Source organism: Paenibacillus sp. GCM10012306 (assembly GCF_042649265.1).
Classification (GTDB): domain Bacteria; phylum Bacillota; class Bacilli; order Paenibacillales; family Paenibacillaceae; genus Paenibacillus_AQ.
In genome coordinates this window covers 107,481-123,418 of sequence record NZ_JBHRYW010000005.1, presented here as the reverse complement: position 1 = coordinate 123,418, position 15,938 = coordinate 107,481, and the positions used below count along the sequence as shown (strand labels likewise).

The 15,938-nt window shown below is 46.7% G+C and carries 14 protein-coding genes; 1 reads left to right on the top strand and 13 read right to left on the bottom strand.

The features are described from left to right. Positions 1–98 precede the first annotated feature (98 nt). Entirely contained in the window at positions 99–752 is a 654-nt protein-coding gene (locus ACFORK_RS13265) for a M48 family metallopeptidase (protein WP_379199554.1), read from the bottom strand. A 138-nt stretch (positions 753–890) separates the two neighbouring features. Between ACFORK_RS13265 and ACFORK_RS13260 the strand changes: the two genes are divergently transcribed. Further along, complete coding sequence (locus ACFORK_RS13260) at positions 891–1,778, top strand: fructose bisphosphate aldolase (protein ID WP_379199552.1); 888 nt, start codon at positions 891–893, stop codon at positions 1,776–1,778. A gap of 241 nt (positions 1,779–2,019) precedes the next feature. Here the strand turns inward: ACFORK_RS13260 and ACFORK_RS13255 are convergent, their stop codons facing one another. The 12 genes from ACFORK_RS13255 to ACFORK_RS13200 form a co-directional block, all read right to left on the bottom strand. Continuing rightward, complete coding sequence (locus ACFORK_RS13255) at positions 2,020–3,222, bottom strand: hypothetical protein (protein WP_379199550.1); 1,203 nt, start codon at positions 3,220–3,222, stop codon at positions 2,020–2,022. Between the two features lie 35 nt (positions 3,223–3,257). Beyond that, complete coding sequence (locus tag ACFORK_RS13250; protein WP_379199548.1) at positions 3,258–3,632, bottom strand: VOC family protein; 375 nt, start codon at positions 3,630–3,632, stop codon at positions 3,258–3,260. 161 nt (positions 3,633–3,793) lie between these two features. Further along, positions 3,794–8,518 carry a cadherin-like beta sandwich domain-containing protein gene (locus ACFORK_RS13245; protein WP_379199545.1) on the bottom strand — a complete coding sequence of 1,575 codons (4,725 nt, stop codon included), beginning with the start codon at positions 8,516–8,518 and terminating at the stop codon, positions 3,794–3,796. A gap of 231 nt (positions 8,519–8,749) precedes the next feature. After that, positions 8,750–9,373: a hypothetical protein gene (locus ACFORK_RS13240; RefSeq protein ID WP_379199543.1), complete on the bottom strand. Its 624-nt coding sequence runs from the start codon at positions 9,371–9,373 to the stop codon at positions 8,750–8,752. 228 nt (positions 9,374–9,601) lie between these two features. Then, complete coding sequence (locus ACFORK_RS13235; RefSeq protein WP_379199541.1) at positions 9,602–10,657, bottom strand: LLM class flavin-dependent oxidoreductase; 1,056 nt, start codon at positions 10,655–10,657, stop codon at positions 9,602–9,604. 340 nt (positions 10,658–10,997) lie between these two features. Further along, positions 10,998–11,519, bottom strand: a complete 522-nt coding sequence (locus ACFORK_RS13230) for a CcdC protein domain-containing protein (protein ID WP_379199539.1) — start codon at positions 11,517–11,519, stop codon at positions 10,998–11,000. Positions 11,520–11,726: 207 nt separating this feature from the next. After that, positions 11,727–12,416, bottom strand: a complete 690-nt coding sequence (locus ACFORK_RS13225; RefSeq protein WP_379199537.1) for a response regulator — start codon at positions 12,414–12,416, stop codon at positions 11,727–11,729. After that, positions 12,409–13,638, bottom strand: a complete 1,230-nt coding sequence (locus ACFORK_RS13220; RefSeq protein WP_379199535.1) for a sensor histidine kinase — start codon at positions 13,636–13,638, stop codon at positions 12,409–12,411. The genes ACFORK_RS13225 and ACFORK_RS13220 overlap by 8 nt, the downstream gene beginning before the upstream one ends. Positions 13,639–13,713: 75 nt before the next feature. Further along, positions 13,714–13,866, bottom strand: a complete 153-nt coding sequence (locus ACFORK_RS13215; RefSeq protein WP_379199985.1) for a transposase — start codon at positions 13,864–13,866, stop codon at positions 13,714–13,716. A gap of 15 nt (positions 13,867–13,881) precedes the next feature. Beyond that, the gene (locus ACFORK_RS13210) at positions 13,882–14,130 is read right to left on the bottom strand and encodes a hypothetical protein (RefSeq protein WP_379200010.1); all 249 of its coding nucleotides are present in this window, start codon (positions 14,128–14,130) and stop codon (positions 13,882–13,884) included. Next, positions 14,033–14,233: a transposase gene (locus ACFORK_RS13205; protein ID WP_379199533.1), complete on the bottom strand. Its 201-nt coding sequence runs from the start codon at positions 14,231–14,233 to the stop codon at positions 14,033–14,035. The genes ACFORK_RS13210 and ACFORK_RS13205 overlap by 98 nt, the downstream gene beginning before the upstream one ends. 134 nt (positions 14,234–14,367) lie before the next feature. Beyond that, entirely contained in the window at positions 14,368–15,807 is a 1,440-nt protein-coding gene (locus ACFORK_RS13200; RefSeq protein WP_379199531.1) for an MFS transporter, read from the bottom strand. Positions 15,808–15,938: the final 131 nt, after the last annotated feature.

Below are 15,938 nucleotides of genomic sequence, written 5' to 3'. Positions count from 1 at the left end.
CTCCTTAATTTACGTACATATATAAATCAAACGTAATTTTCTTTTTCACACGTAACACATAAGGATAACATAATAACAATCGTCTGTATATGATTTTTTCAAAGTGTCATTGCATGTCCATATCTTGCCAAGTACTCTTCCTTTTCTTTATAATCCGGCATGATACTTCCGACCCGTCTCCAAAAAGATCGGTCATGATTCATATGCAGCAGATGGCAAAGCTCATGGATGACCACATAATCTATTACTTCAAGGGGGGCCATGGCCAAACGGTAATTGAAAGTGAGTTTTTTATCAAAGCTGCAGCTACCCCACTTGGTTTTGGACTCTACGATGTCAATCGTCTTCGGCTTTACTCTTAACTGGCTCTGATAAATTTGGATTCGTTCCCCAACGATCTTCTTGCAGCTTGAAAAATAAAACTTCTTGAGATTCGTTTTAAGCTCCTCTTCACTCCCCTCACTTGTATCTATAAGTTCATGAAGGTCATACTCTTTTCCAAGATGTAGAAACTTGCCTTGTTCTTTATACTCTCTTTGTTTAGGGGCTGCCATAGCTTTGGCAATGTTCTGTTTCTTCTCCAATATCCATGCCCCGTGTTGTGCCACAGCGCTGCTAATCATTTCTTCGCTTGCTGCTCTGGGCGCTTTAACAGTAACGAGACCAATCGAATCGATCTGTATCTTAAGCTTCTTTCTTTTCCCATACTGCACATGAACCTCTATGCTATCTTGTCCTAAATCAACTTTCATATGATCCATCTTTCCTTTATGAGTAGAATGTTCGCGCAAGCTGCCCAGGTATCTCTAAAAATGTATACCTTCTATTATAAGTGCTATAATAAAAGCATACATGATTGCCACAATCCACGAAAGGGAAGGGGAACATTCATGAATACGAAGCAACTGGATCGAATTCACTCCGGACAGGGATTTATCGCGGCTTTGGACCAAAGCGGAGGAAGTACGCCGAAAGCGCTGCTGCAATATGGTGTTAAAGAAGACCGCTATTCGAATGAAGAACAAATGTATGAATTAGTCCACGAGATGCGAACGCGCATTATCAAGAGCCCGGCTTTTGATGCACAGTATATTCTGGGCGCGATCTTATTCGAGAACACGATGGACCGTTTCATTGACGGACAATATACTGCCGATTATCTGTGGGAACAGAAAGGCATCGTACCCTTTTTAAAAATCGATAAAGGACTTGCCGAGCCGAAAAACGGAGTTCAGCTTATGAAGCCTATTGCCGGCTTGGACGAGCTTCTGAAGCGGGCAGTCGAACGAAATATTTTCGGAACAAAAATGCGCTCTGTGATTAAGGAAGCTAATCTCGCGGGAATCAAACAAGTAGTTGAACAGCAGTTTGCTATCGCCAATCAAATCCTTGATAGTGGGCTGATTCCGATTATCGAACCCGAAGTGGATATCTACAGTGCAGATAAAGAAGCTTCAGAGAAACTGTTAAAAGAAGAGCTTACTTCACACTTATCTACCCTGGACCCAGACGTTAAGGTTATGCTTAAGCTTTCCATTCCGACAGAAGATAATTTCTACCGGGATCTTATAGATCATCCACACGTGCTGCGGGTAGTGGCTCTATCAGGCGGCTATAGCCAATCGGAAGCCAACGAAAAACTGGCCCGTCATCACGGATTGATCGCCAGCTTCTCTCGCGGCTTATCCGAAGGATTAGGTGCCGGGCAGACAGACGAGGAATTCAACGCCCTGCTGTCCAAGTCCATTCATGCTATTTATGAGGCTTCCATTAAGTAAGGCAAAATATAAAAATTACACTGAGCTAAATAAAACAGCGGCAGCCTTGGACGATAAGAAGTCCTGATCTGCCGCTGTTTTGTTGATTTATAGTTTTCTGTTAGTCGGATATAGGTAAATATAGAAATATTGATTTGAATGTTAATACGGATATATATGAAGAATCAGGAGTTAACAGGGAACTATAGTCAGCCTATAGTTTGAATATCGAAAAAACGATCAGTATTTAGGATTTTTAGACTTATAAATAAGTTAGCCATGTTGGCTCTGCACCGTACAGGTCGTCGATCGCCTCGACGATCCGCTTCTTGGCGGCATCATAAGCCGCAGCGATATTGCCGATCTGATGATCCACGTCAATTTGTCGGGTAACTCCGTGTGGCCTCATGTAATCGGCAGAGCTAGGAAGTTTAAATTCATGTCTCCATAGAGGACCTTCTATGCTGCCTACGCACGAGACGTTGGCATCGAATTTGCCCCGGCTGAAGGTGAGTTTCACGAGATGGTTATGCTTGGTTACTTTTGTAGTTGTAAAGATGCCACTGCCGCTGTATTTGGTATTGTAAATGAAGCCGCGTTGTTTAAAAAAGTGGTTGATCGCTTTTTTGACCGATAACGGTTCGGAGGGGACATCTTCAATCCTAAGTGGCTTCAGTTGATATGGAAATTGGACTCCAACCAAATTCCCCTCTTCGTAGCATGATTGCACGATCCGTTCGCCTGCAATCATGTTCTCAAAAACGGCTGCAGCCTCCTCCTCAGTAGAGGGAGCGCAAAATACTCGCTCATGGTAAATCTCTCCGATAGTCTCCAAAAAGCGACGTTCGCTTTCATTCAGCTCCAGCTGTGGAGCACTATCCGTGATATCACCAAGCTCCACAATCGCATCCAAAAAATTTATTCTTCCTGAAATCCTCCAATCGCTCTGAAGCCGAATGCATGGCGACGGGTAGTCACTCCATCCCGTTATCCTCGGCGCAAACAACCTGGTATAACCAACATCTCCCTTAGCGACGAATGGAATCGGTGCCACTTTGGCTGAATCAGGGCTTCGACTGAGCATCGAAAGACGATCGAACACGAAAGTCGCGTGATTCAATCGGTAGCGGCGCGGAATTCCACTTACAATTTCGATAACATCTTGCATCTGAAGCGAAACGTTGCAACCGTCCGGATTGGCCCCGTCCCAACGTGCGGGGAGGTTGGTCAGTCTCTTCTCATGGCCCAGCGATGTCTCAGCCGTATGGCAAAAAGGAACGAGCGTTGGATTATGTTTTAGCAGCCTGTCGATTCCGGACACACCATGCGTAAAGCCGTCAACGAAAAATTTGATGTCCTGGGGATCAAATGCAGCATCATGGAAAGCTTGTCCGATCCGTTCGGTCACGACCAACGGTGTATCCTTTTTGCTCAACCGATAATCAATTTTTTTATAGAGCTTCACAAACGCACTCCTTTTCTATATCGTCGGTCCTCATCTTATACCATAAAACACCATCGAACGCCAAACTTATCAACAAATGAGACTAAACAATCACTGAAGAATATTGGGCCTATTGGGGTAATTGTTTTGCTGCCATCATTCATTACTTGGTATGCCTCTCTTAAAACCTCTTCATTTTCAAATACGGCGACAATTTCCATAGTGGAATCAACAGATGACTCATTAGTTCCACCAAAATCACTAAGCATTACCCTAGTTCCAAGAATGTGCATTTCCGCATGAATCACAAATTTTTCAGGTTCTTTCTCAGAGTCATACATAATTGAGTCTATCTCAGACTTAAACGCCTTTTTATATAGTTCGATAGCTTCAGAACAAGCACCATTCAAATATAGTTGTGGTACTAACATATGCCCTCTCCCTACGGATCAATTTTTTGTTCGAAAACAGATTAACGACCATATATTACCATGAAAATTCAACGTGAGTATAATACTTCATTTATTTAAAGCAAAAGGCTGTTCCCCAGACAGGTATTACCTGCCGGAAAACAGCCTTCTGTAGCTATACTTTATTTCTTTAACTGAAGTGCTCTCAGAAGTATTGTGGCTGCCTCTGCACGGGTAGTGTTCCCTGTCGGTTTCACTGTACCGTCGGTATACCCGTTGACAAGCCCTTGATCAATCGCTGTTGCAAGCGCAGGACGAGCCCAAGCGGAAATCTTGGAGCTATCAGAGAAGTTGATGTCCTTGTCGGTTGAAACCAGTTGAGCGGCTCGAACAACAATTGCTGCAACCTGCTCACGAGTCACCCACTCATTCGGAGCGAAGACGTCTCCGTTATAACCGTTAACAATGCCTAGTGCTGCCGCTGTTGCAATAGCATCGTGAGCCCAATGTGTCTTAGTGTCAGCAAACTCTTGCCCATTTGCAGACTGAAGATTAAAAGTCTTAACGATCATCGTCACGAATTCAGCTCTTGTAATTTTGTTGTCAGGTCTAAAGGTATCATCAGGGTAACCGGTAAGGCCACCGAGGGACACCAATTCCTTAATGCTGATCTCTGCCCAATGTCCGTAGATATCGGCAAAATCCTTTGCCACCTTCGGAATCGAAGGTTCTGCTTTGTCGGATACCAGAACAGCAAATTTCGTAAAATGAGTAACCGTTCCGGACACCGTTCCGTTAGCTTGATCCACTTTCAGATTGTCCAGTTGAACCCATTTCTTACTCTGCTCATTCAGCCAATACAAACCGACAACTGATTTATTGAAGTTCACCTTCGACGGGTCGAAAGTCAATGTAATCGTAATCGGTTGGGCAAAATCACCAGCTTTATTCTTCGTAATCTCATATACATCGCCCAATAGCTTCAATGTGTCATCGGTGGATAGGTTCGAGGATTGACTTACTTTAGATACAGTAATCTCAATTCCGCTCTCGATCGACCCGGCCGGCACACTGATCGTTGCTCCATTCAAGGTCAGTACGCCACCGTCCACGGCAAAGCTGCCGGAATTTACTGGAGTGTTTCCGTTATTTGTTCCTCTTGACGGAGTCGAAGGTGTTGACGGACTTGGTGTTGTTGGATCCGGTGTCCCTGGGTTTGGTGTTCCTGGACCTGGTGTTCCTGGGTCCGGTGTTCCTGGATCCGGTGTGTTCTCTGCAGTCCGGGTCACAGTCACAGTATAGGTCTTAAGGGTGCCATCCTGTGCCGTCACTTTGATCGGAATAATGTTACTTCCAACTTTTAGATCAATAGTCCCGCTCGCATGCCCGCTGACTACCGGAGTACCGTTCACAGTGAGCAAAGCCGCATTATCATAGACATTCGCAGTTACCGTAATGCCGGATACGTTGTAATCAACTTGAGTTGCGTAACTGGTTACGTCAGATGCAAAGACTGGATTCAATGTACCGCTCGACAAGGTCAGACTGCTCAAATCCGCGTTGCTGCTTGCTTCCTCCGCAGCTTTTCTGATCACAGTCACGATATAGGTCTTGCTGGAGCCATCCTTAGCTGTCACTACAATGGTGATCTCATTTCTACCCACCTTCAGGTTGAAAGGCCCACTGGCTTGACCGCTTATTCCTATAGTACCGTTCACAGTGAATGTAGCAGCACTATCATAGACGCTTGCGGTTACGGTAATACTCGATACCTTATTGTCCACCTGTGATGAATAGTGAGTCGAAGCACCGTCGAACACAGGATTCAGGGTACCACTGGACAACCTCAAGTCGCTCAAATCAGCACTGCTGCTTGCTTCTTCTGCCGCTTCCCGAATCACGGTCACAGTATATGTCTTGGTAGAGCCATTACGTGCTGTCACAGTGAAGGGAATGTCATTCCTCCCAACAGACAACTTCAATGTGTGACCTGCTCCATTAGTATATGGTTCGCCTTGAGCTGTCACACTCGCCTTTGCATCGCTAGCCTTTGCCGTAATATTCAACGATTCTACCGAATGATCGACAGTCAAGCTGTAATCGGTGATTCCAGCATCGAACGATGGAGACAACGTGCCTGTATCTACAGTCAATTTGTCCAGCGTGGAAACATCAATTAATTTTCCGGCCAACATGTCGCCTTGAACAAGTGCAAAGTCCGCTACCACTTGATGCGAATAATCCTCAGCCGCATTAACAATAAAGTTCTCCAGGTCGTTCCACACCGGCAGTATATTCGTTACAAAACGCTCTTCAAACTTGTAATTCAGTTCATCGGACACCTTATCCAGACGAGAATCCGCATAAGCGTAAGCCTTTGCTGCATCAATTAAATATTGTTCCAGTTCATCTTTATTTTTGAATGTCTTATCGGTGTAATCGCCCTTAAATGGCGAGACTTCCCGGATCAGGAACGAGCGCTTCGTAGCTTCAAGCACACCCAGATAAGCATCGGTATCTACTGAAATTTTGAGATATGCATCTTTAGAGATATTAGCATCCTGCATTTGCTCTTTTACATCAAGCAAGATATCGTCCGTATTGATATCACTCGGACCTTCGATCAGCACATTGTAACGTTCTACCCCTATGCTGCCAATGCCTTGATGAATACGACGTACAATATCCTTAATTGTAAAATAGGCATTAAACTGATCATCGCTAAGTTTCGGGAAGTTCCCTCTGACCTGGACTTTATAATTTTCCCAGTCCGCTTTTATTGCTGCTACTTCAGCAGCCGTGGCCAATTCAAACTTATCTGGATTGCCATCGACATTTAATTTTCCATTTAGCGCCCGCTTACCCAGCAATTTTTGCAGTGCCTCAGCATAAGACACTTTAGAGACTTTGTCCATGACACTTTGGGTATATGCAGTAACATTGCTTCTCGTCAGCTTGGTTGCTTTCTTGCTGTTGTCGTTATTAATCTCAATCAGTGTATCCTTATAAGTATCCAGGAAGGTTTTGGAGACATCGCGGAAATCAGCATCCTGCATATTTACGGGCCCCGAGCTGTCTTTATCGTATTTCACTACATAAGTACTCGTGACAAAACGGATTAAGTCATCATAGAAGCTTCCGATTCCGGCAGAGTCCACGTCGTTCAGACTAAACACCATCAGACCGGTGCTGTCATTAAAAGTACCCACATTCTGAATATGCGCATCGCCTTGTGTGTAAGTTAGAATATCCTTGTCTTTCCACCCGGCAATGATCGAAGCAGGAGATGGGATCAGCCCCGACGCAAGATCGGCTTTGAACAGCGAATGTGTACCGCGCAAGAACGTGTACTCATTAGCTCCCATCGCGTTGCTGCTATATTTATATTCTTTGGTCACTGCATCATTGAAACTGGTATTATCCTCGACAATACTTTGTTCTACTTCCTGCTTGCGCGCCTCATCGGAACGAACCGGCTGGCTGTAACGAAGCAAAGAAATGACTATCGGATCAGAAGCCAACCAGTCACTATCTTGCATAGCCTCTGGCTTCAAAATCACCTTGATTTGTTGCGTATCCATCACAGGAGTGGTAGCTGTCCCCGAAATGGAGAAGGTAATTGTGTTGTCACTGCTCTGCCCCTCCACCACGATCTTCCATTCGCCAGAAGGAAGTCCTGACAGACTGTAAGCATTGGAGTTCAGCGTCCCGTTGGCCGGAACCCCTGTCGTAAGATTCAACTGCAGACGTGCATTCAGATCCTTCGCACCGCTCATTTTGATCGAAGATGACGCTGGAACCGCTGCAATTTTGTTGGATGGTGTGAATTTAACCAATGTCGCGGTGTTGTTCTTTTGGTACACGCTCACTGGGTTAGTTGGTTTGTTGGATTGATTCCAAGCACCAGGGTTAATTTCAAAGGCAAGATTGGAATCAGCGACAATGTGTGCAGTTCCATCACCAGTTATCGTAATCTCGATCTGCTCACCACTGGCACTAGCCGTCGCAGACAATCCCGCTGGAAGTCCGGTAACGGTGAAGTCTTCAGAAGTCCAGGGCCCCTGCTTCACAATTCCATTAAAAGCGGTGAGGGTGATTTTGTTATGAGCCGGATCAACGGTTGATCCTGATTTCATCTGTACATTCTGATCATTCTCCAGAATCGCATAAGCGGCTGTACTACTCGAGTTGCGTGGCTTGCTATCTTTTGTTTTTTCAAAGTCCTTGCTATTATTACGTGTATCCCAGTTGTTTCCCCGATTCGGAGTTGCGACTGAAGTCGTGCTCTTCTCCGGATCAAGCGGATCGAATACTAGTCGTTGTATCGTGGACTGCTTGCCAGTTTGCACCGCGGGACTGCCCAAGGAGGCATCCACAACAGGATCGTATCCAACAAAATCAATGACCTTGTCTTTTAACGTGTCCTTCATCGGGTCATTGGAAGTCAAGATTTGGGTAGTATTCAAGAGTGCCAGCTTACCGCTATTATTTCCTATTTTAAAAGAACTCTCCGTAGCATCGGGCTGAGGTAGTCGGCTTCCAACATTCCCATTGCTACCGAGCGCGACAAGATAATAACCGTACGCGGGAATTTGAGCTGTTGGGGTACCTAGAATTGCTGCCTTCCAGCTATTTTTCTTATCATCAGCGTATTGGATCGACCAGCCGTTAAGGGAAATCGGCTCCGCTGTAGGGTTAAATAATTCTACAAAGTCGTTAGTATACAGATCGAGGACATCATCTTTTTTGCCCCCATAAAACTGGCTGATGACCACATTCTTCGCCAGATTATTGGTATTTATCGGGCCTGTTGCTGCATGGCCTGTCCCTGCGAAAGACCATAAGGATTGAACTACCATCGCTGTCATAAGGACGATCGCCATCCAGCGCTGATTCCTTATCTTCAAGTTATTTTCCCCTCTCCCATTTAAAAATTCACGTAATTATATCAACTGAATGTAATAGGAAAGTTAAAAGAAAATCAGTATAAAAATAAATTAATAAATATTTAAACATTTTCACTATAAAAAGATTAAATAAAGATTTTTCACAGAAGGTAAAGTCTTCATTGTGATTCAAGAACACAAAAAAACGGCATCTCTGCCGTTTTTCTCGAAATCTTTCCTTGGTTATTCAATTTAGTCCAGGCCATGTTCTTTACGGATGTGATACAAGCCTTGAACAAGGAGTTCCGCAGGGTCGCGGTTCAGTTGCAAATGGGTTAGCAATACATGGAGTGGAATGGCACACACGTTGCTGCCTTCCGTAATTTCCGGAAATCCGGTTTCAAACATCGGTCCGTGCTCCTGACTCCAGGCCAACCCTGCATGAACCTGCTGGGGTGCGAATTCCTCCTGGACTGCCGCTATACAATGCGGTACGAGCACATTATCGATGACTGCTTTAGCTTCATCTTCGCTCTCAGGCGGTTTAGGAAGCGCCTTGCCCCCGGGAGTCTTCATCATTTCATAGAAGAATGAAGCCAGCCACACTTCCGGTTTATTACCGGACTGGAATCTCGCAACCAATTCCCGCAGGAAAAAACCGCATGAATATCCATTACCAGACTCATCCTTCACATTGTACACAAAAACTGGACCGTAAGCTTCCATGTTCAATACTTGTCCTTCAACATCCTGGAATTTCATTCGCAATGCTACGAGGCTGTTATGATGAACCGCCTTTAAAAGCTCAGTCCAATCCTCTTCGGACATTTCCGGTTGTTTGTTGTTCTCTTCCTCGATTGGTGTCTCATTAGTCATTATAAATTCACCTCGTTATCTATCATACCATCAAAATCCATAGGGCAATAGTGACATCCTGATGGTACTTTTGCCAGGGGTTATGACACCCTGTAGGTATCCCTCACTTAAATCTACGATCATCAAACTTTCTCCGTGTCCTGCTCTCGTTATACTGGTCGATTGTGTGCTCTCTCAGCGATCAATTAAAAAAAACGGCATCTCTGCCGTTTTTCCTATAAAAGTAAATTAACGATTCTCTTGTTCCCAGCGCGAGATCTCATCCCGCACACGAGGCGCTACTTCGGTTCCGAGCAGTCTGATCGCCTCCATCACCTCTGCATGCGGCATTGTACCATGTGGGACATGTAGCAGGAATCTCGTAATGCCCACTTCCTTGCGCAGATAAATGATTTTGTTCGCAACGGTCTCCGGATCGCCTACATATAAGGCCCCGTCAAACTTACACGCTGCATCATAATCTGCACGATGATATGGCGGCAGCCCTTTTTCCACTGCTCTAAAATTCGTCCGGGCATGTGTCGAAGGGAAAAACTGCTCAAGCGCCTTCTCATTACTCTCTGCAATAAACCCATGGGAGTGCGTGGCAATCGGCAAATTCGAGACGTCATGGCCTGCCTTGGCAGCCGCTTCTTTATAAAGCTTAACATGCTCCGCATATTGCGAGGGACTAACATTCCCAATAATAGCGAGTGCAAAAGGTAATCCCATGGCTCCGGCGCGAATGGCAGACTCTGGACTACCCGCACTGCCAATCCATACCGGCAAGCGATCTTGCACCGGACGGGGATAGATACCCAGATTATCTATTGCCGATCTATGTTTACCGCTCCAAGTGACTTTCTCGGATTGCTGAATTTGCAGCAACAGATCCAGCTTCTCATCAAAGAGTTCGTCATAATCCTTCACATCGTATCCGAAGAGCGGGAATGATTCCATAAACGATCCACGTCCCACCATAATCTCTGCACGGCCGTTTGATACTGCATCAAGTGTGGCAAAATCCTGAAATACGCGCACCGGATCAGAAGACGAAAGAATCATTACCGCACTCGTAAGCCGAATTTTTGAAGTCAGAGCTGCAGCCGCGGCCATGATCACTGCGGGTGCTGAAGCGGCAAAATCAGGACGATGATGTTCGCCAACACCATACACATCCAGTCCCACTTGATCTGCCAGCACGATTTCCTCCACCACTTCACGTATGCGTTCAGCATGACTCATTGTCTTACCGGTATGTACATCAGGCGTTGTCTCAACAAAGGTGCTTATACCAATTTCCACTACCTGTTTCCTCCTAGTACGTATTTGCTGTCTACTTTTCTAACTATCATAAACGACAACAAATCAAGTTGATCATTCTATTCTATCTCTTTATAGTTAAATATTCAAAATATTAAATATGAACATTTTGTATATAATCGAACACATCCAACCTAGGGCGTGTCTGAAAACTAATTTCAATAGTGCTACTTCAACAAAAATATAGCGCAGAATGGGTAGATGTGAAGAAAGCCCGCGTTAAGCACGGGCTTTTGCTTTGCCACTGTAGTGACGGTGATATAAAGTACACAGATACATACATGGTGCCGGAACTAACTGATATACTAACGGATTTCATTCCTCAGCTTAACACGCGCTGATCCTGGAGCTTCGCTCCGGTTTTTACTCGCTTTACTTTAACAACTACACCGCCGATTCGAACCACTACCATGGCTATAGCCATCAGGACGAATGCCGGTGCAATTAAATTTAGGTCAAAATGATGCTGGACCGAATAGAGATAAGCCTTTTCCATATGATGTGTTACCCATTCGACCAGTAAAATACGCAGAATGAAAGCAATTGCCATTACGGCAACGCTAGCAATACCGGTTGTTACATACGTTTTACCTTTGTTATCACGTTCGACACTGGCAAGGGGAATCAGCACGGCGCCGATCAGAGCGCCGAACAGGATAGATGCTGCAAGAAGCCAGCTGTTATTGCCGCCAGTCGGCACATCCTTCAGGTACGTGGCGCCGAAGTATCCGAGGATGCCGACAGGAATTAGAAGACGAATGCCGTTAAAGGATTTACGTCCGAAAGTGCTGAGTACGATTACTGCAAAAGTGGCGATGATGGAAATCCAGGTACTAGTTGTCATTGATTGAGTTCCTCCTTGGTTGTTGTTTCATTTGGGATGTCTTCATCTTACCGGACCTAAGGAGGCACCGCGTCCATCGGCGGGTGTATTCTGCTGTCCGAGCAGAATCAATCTGCAGGTGTATAGACGAGTGAATGATTGTTTTAACTAGACCTGTATCCATAAAAAAAAAACCGGCATTTACCGGCCCTTGCTCATGACAAATACCTACTGAACGATTCCATTGCGGATAGCGTAGACGACCGCCTGCGTACGATCCTGGACGTCAAATTTCTGCAGAATACGGTGGACATGCGTTTTGACTGTGCTTTCACTGACAAACAGCTTTGCGGCAATTTCTTCGTTTCGCAGGCCGTAGGCCATTTGCTGGAGCACCTCGAGTTCACGGTTGGTAAAAGTCTGGATCAAAGACAAGTCTCCTCCGTGTTCCGATGTTTCAACGCCGACTTTCGCAGCGGCATCTGCCTGCAGCTTCTGAAATACCTGCCCGATCAGCTTTGCAGCAAGTGCGGTCCGGAAAATGACCTCGCCTCGCAGCGTGGCGCGGATGGCCATCAGCAGCTCTTCGGGTTCCGTGTCCTTGAGAAGGTAGCCGATTCCTCCCGCACGAATCCCTTCATAAACATACTCTTCTGTATCGAACGTTGTCAGAATGACGATCCGGCAGTCCGGCTGCTGCGCCAGAATACGCCGGGTTGCTTCAATCCCGTCTAACTCTGGCATCTGCACATCCATAAGAATGAGATGCGGCATTGTCTCCTGCGCCAGTTTCACAGCATCGAGACCGTTGCCGGCTTCGCCGGCCACCTCCATGTCGGACTGTGCCTCAATAATATATTTTAAGCCCTGCCTGACGAGCGGTTGATCGTCCACCAGCAAAATACGCGCTTTATCCATACGTTTCTTTCTCCTTCAGTGCTGCCAGAGGCAGCCAAATATTCATGCCGAAACCGTGTGGTTCCTGCGCTCCGATCTCACAACGTCCTCCCGCCTCCGCACAGCGCTTGCGAATGCCGTTCAGCCCGAAGCCTTCATGCAAATCACTGCCAGATACAAGCTCTCCGTCATCGCGGTAATGAAGCATTATTTCTTCTCCGCTCCGCATTATAGAAATTTCAACCCGTTTCGCTTGCGCATGGCGGATGGTGTTTGTCAGCGCCTCCTGAAGACAGCGGTACAGCACGACTGCAGTATCGAGTGGCCAGGCATCCTGATCTTCGCTTTCGTCCAGGTCCAAAGTAATGTCCAGATCAAATGATGATGTGGTCTGCTGCACTAGACTGCGTAGCGAAACGGCTCCTGCCCCGGTCTCATCCACGCTCATATTGTGCACGACCGTGCGTACCTCCTGCAGACAGCTGCGTGCGACCCCTAGCACATTTTTCACGATTTCCGCCGACTTAGCTTCATCGTTTCTCAGCACGTAAGGCAAGGCCTGGAGCTGCACAATGACAGACGTCAGCCGATGCCCGATACTGTCGTGAATATCCCGGGCGATCCGGCTCCGTTCTTCGAGCACCGCATAACGCAGCGACTGCAGCGTCGCCCGCTCAAGTTCCTCGTGCGCCCGCCGAAGCTGGTCATGCGTCTGCGCAAGTTCGGCGTGGACAACAGTTAGCTCCTCCGCATTACGACGCTGTTCTTCTGCATGCTCCATCCTTTCAATATCCCGACCCCGGTTGATCCGAACCGTGCGCATCAAAGCGTACAAACCGATATGAATAAACAGTTCCTGCCGAAGTAGCGACACCCATGTATAGTCTTGAACATAAACGAGCAGGACAAAGGTAATCATCAGGAAAGTCCCTGCTTCTAGTGCAGAAAGCAAGTCCGGCAGCTTAAGGGCAATAAAGCTGGTAAGAAACCCCTGTAGGATTAAGAGTAGGGAAAACTGATCCTTGAAGAAAAAACCGTAAGCGAGCGCCGAACCATATAGCAAGGCAAACACCAGAGACAGGGCGCGTAGCGAAGAGAGCTTAAAAACGGCGCCTAGCCCTGCGACATACAAGAGACATATTCCGATCGCCGCCCACCGGGCTGCAGGCGCATCGGGAAGCATTTGAATGCAGACATAGATCAGAGCAACACTCACGGCCATATAACCCCTGTTATAGGACAAAGATTTCATCAGCAATTTCCCTTCCAGTATAGACTAAAAGCAATTTCTCTCAATTCTATCACAGCAGGCAAATTGTTATGCAGAGATTCTATCTCGAACGTCCAGAGTTCCATAGGCTTTATCGGCTAAAACAGCACTTTCGGACAACGTTACGCCTGACAAGACTTCAATAACTACCGTACAGTCATTTATATTGCCAGCCGTAAAAAGTAAGTAGGCGAACCGGATGATCCAGCGCGTCCACTACGGCGTGGATTTTGGTATTTCGTCCACCACGGGAAAGCCCGATTTCTTGGTTTGTTTCGACGTTTCCAGTCCCTTTTTAGCCCCTGCTGCGTGCTGATGCGCTTTACAGGAAGTGCTGTCTAGAGAGACATCCTGCAAGTCCGCATCGCTAGAACTCAAATATCTTTTCAAAAAGGTCTGCATTGCTCCACAAACGGAATCGAGAGTACAAGGTTTTCCAAGGACCAAATCGATCAGGTAAATCACGCCAAGGAGCGCCTGTTTTTACTTTCCACAGCATTCCATTGAGCATGACTCGATTCGATTTCGAGGGTCTGCCTTCCCCTGTATTTTCGGGCGGTAATAGCAATTCTATCCGTTTAGGGCAGAACGTTCTTGAAATATCAGAGAAAACGCCTGTCCCTCATAGTTAATGAGAGAACAGGCGCTTATAAATTCAATCAACAGGAGTAGATTACATATTTCCCATACGAAAATGCTGTTCTAGTCGGTATGGCGCAGCAAAAATAATGAAGCAAACGCCGAAAGAGCGCTGATTCCTCCACTCGCCAGGAAAGCCGCGTGATATCCAGTTAACTGAGATGCAGCGGTTATGCCATCGGTAGTTGCTGGTCCCCCTGCCGCTGTGTTCGCAATAGTTACGAGAACTGCAATTCCGATCGCGCCGCCGAGTTGACGGGCTGTATTTTGCAGCCCTGCAGCGACGCCGGAATCTTGGGATGGAATGCCTGCTAGTACGGCATGAGTAGCCGTCATCAGCATCAGCCCCAGACCGGCACCAATGAGTAGACTTGGGAATAGCAACTGGGTAACGTAATTGGGATGAATCGGCAACCCATGCAACCATACAAATCCAGCTGTAGCCAGTAGGCCACCGATAAATGGCAGCTTACGGATCCCCGCAGCCTCCAGGCGACGAGAAACGATAGCGGCAATCGCAAGCGTAATCGCCATCGGCAACAAGGCAAGCCCAGTAGCAAACGGGCTATTTCCTTCAATATTTTGCAACGTAAGGGAGAGAAAGTACATATTTGCTGTTAAGGTTGCTCCTAGTCCGAGTACCATGATTATACCGATCGGCACATTTCGATGGCGGAAGATCTGGAGCGGAATCAGAGGCTGCTTGGAACGTTGCTCTAGCCAAATGAATATTGCAAGCAAGAACAGCGATGCTCCAAGTGTCCAAAGTACTACCGGCGAACCCCAGCCTTGATCGACGCTCTGCGTAATTCCGTAAATGAAGGCGGCGATGGCCAGTGTGATTGCGACCGCGCCAGGAACATCTAACTTCTCACGTCTCGTATCTTTCAGCTTGGGTCTGAGACTGAACGCAACGATAAAACTAAGTGCAACGCCGATCGGTACATTGACGAACATGACCCAGCGCCAACTGGCGAAGCTGGTTAATATACCGCCGATAATGACACCAAAAGCAGAAGCAAGTGACGAAGAAGCAGCCCACATGGAGATGGCTCGTTTCTGTTTGGCCCCTTTTGGATAGGAGGCAACGATGACAGCAAGCGTGGACGTCGCCAGCGCCGCGCCTCCAAAGCCTTGAACGGCTCGAGCAGCCAATAGCATAGCGCCATTTGTAGCATAACCGCCGACCAAGCTTGCGCCAGTGAACAGCACCAGAGCGGTTTGCAGAATGACTTTTCTTCCATAAATGTCGCTAGCTCGGGAGGCAAGCAGCATAAAGCCACCTAGCACCAGCAAATAAATGTCCACAACCCATTGTTGATCCGTCGCCGAGAGACCAAGATCATTACTCATCGCTGATAAAGCGACATTTACGATAGAGCTGTCCATCACAACCATAAATGCGCAAACGCAAGCAACTGCGGAGGCGATCCAGGCGGGAACGCCGGGCCGCAGCAGTCCTGTTGTGCTGACGGGTGTGCTTGTAGAAGATACGGAGTTCATCAGATTCACCTCTCATAATGTCGTAAGCCTTAATAGACCTTTTTCATTTATTATCTTACAATGGGAATGAAGAGGCATGATAACGTTATTCGGACAAAATATAATGAGAAATGGCCACGAAAGGAATAACT

Excerpts from the sequence above, each read along its gene's own strand:
- ACFORK_RS13260 (WP_379199552.1), top strand. The coding sequence starts at position 891 with ATGAATACGAAGCAACTGGATCGAATTCACTCCGGACAGGGATTTATC.
- ACFORK_RS13250 (WP_379199548.1), bottom strand. The coding sequence starts at position 3,632 with ATGTTAGTACCACAACTATATTTGAATGGTGCTTGTTCTGAAGCTATC.
- ACFORK_RS13240 (WP_379199543.1), bottom strand. The coding sequence starts at position 9,373 with ATGACTAATGAGACACCAATCGAGGAAGAGAACAACAAACAACCGGAA.
- ACFORK_RS13200 (WP_379199531.1), bottom strand. The coding sequence starts at position 15,807 with ATGAACTCCGTATCTTCTACAAGCACACCCGTCAGCACAACAGGACTG.
- ACFORK_RS13230 (WP_379199539.1), bottom strand. The coding sequence starts at position 11,519 with ATGACAACTAGTACCTGGATTTCCATCATCGCCACTTTTGCAGTAATC.
- ACFORK_RS13265 (WP_379199554.1), bottom strand. The coding sequence starts at position 752 with ATGAAAGTTGATTTAGGACAAGATAGCATAGAGGTTCATGTGCAGTAT.
- ACFORK_RS13225 (WP_379199537.1), bottom strand. The coding sequence starts at position 12,416 with ATGGATAAAGCGCGTATTTTGCTGGTGGACGATCAACCGCTCGTCAGG.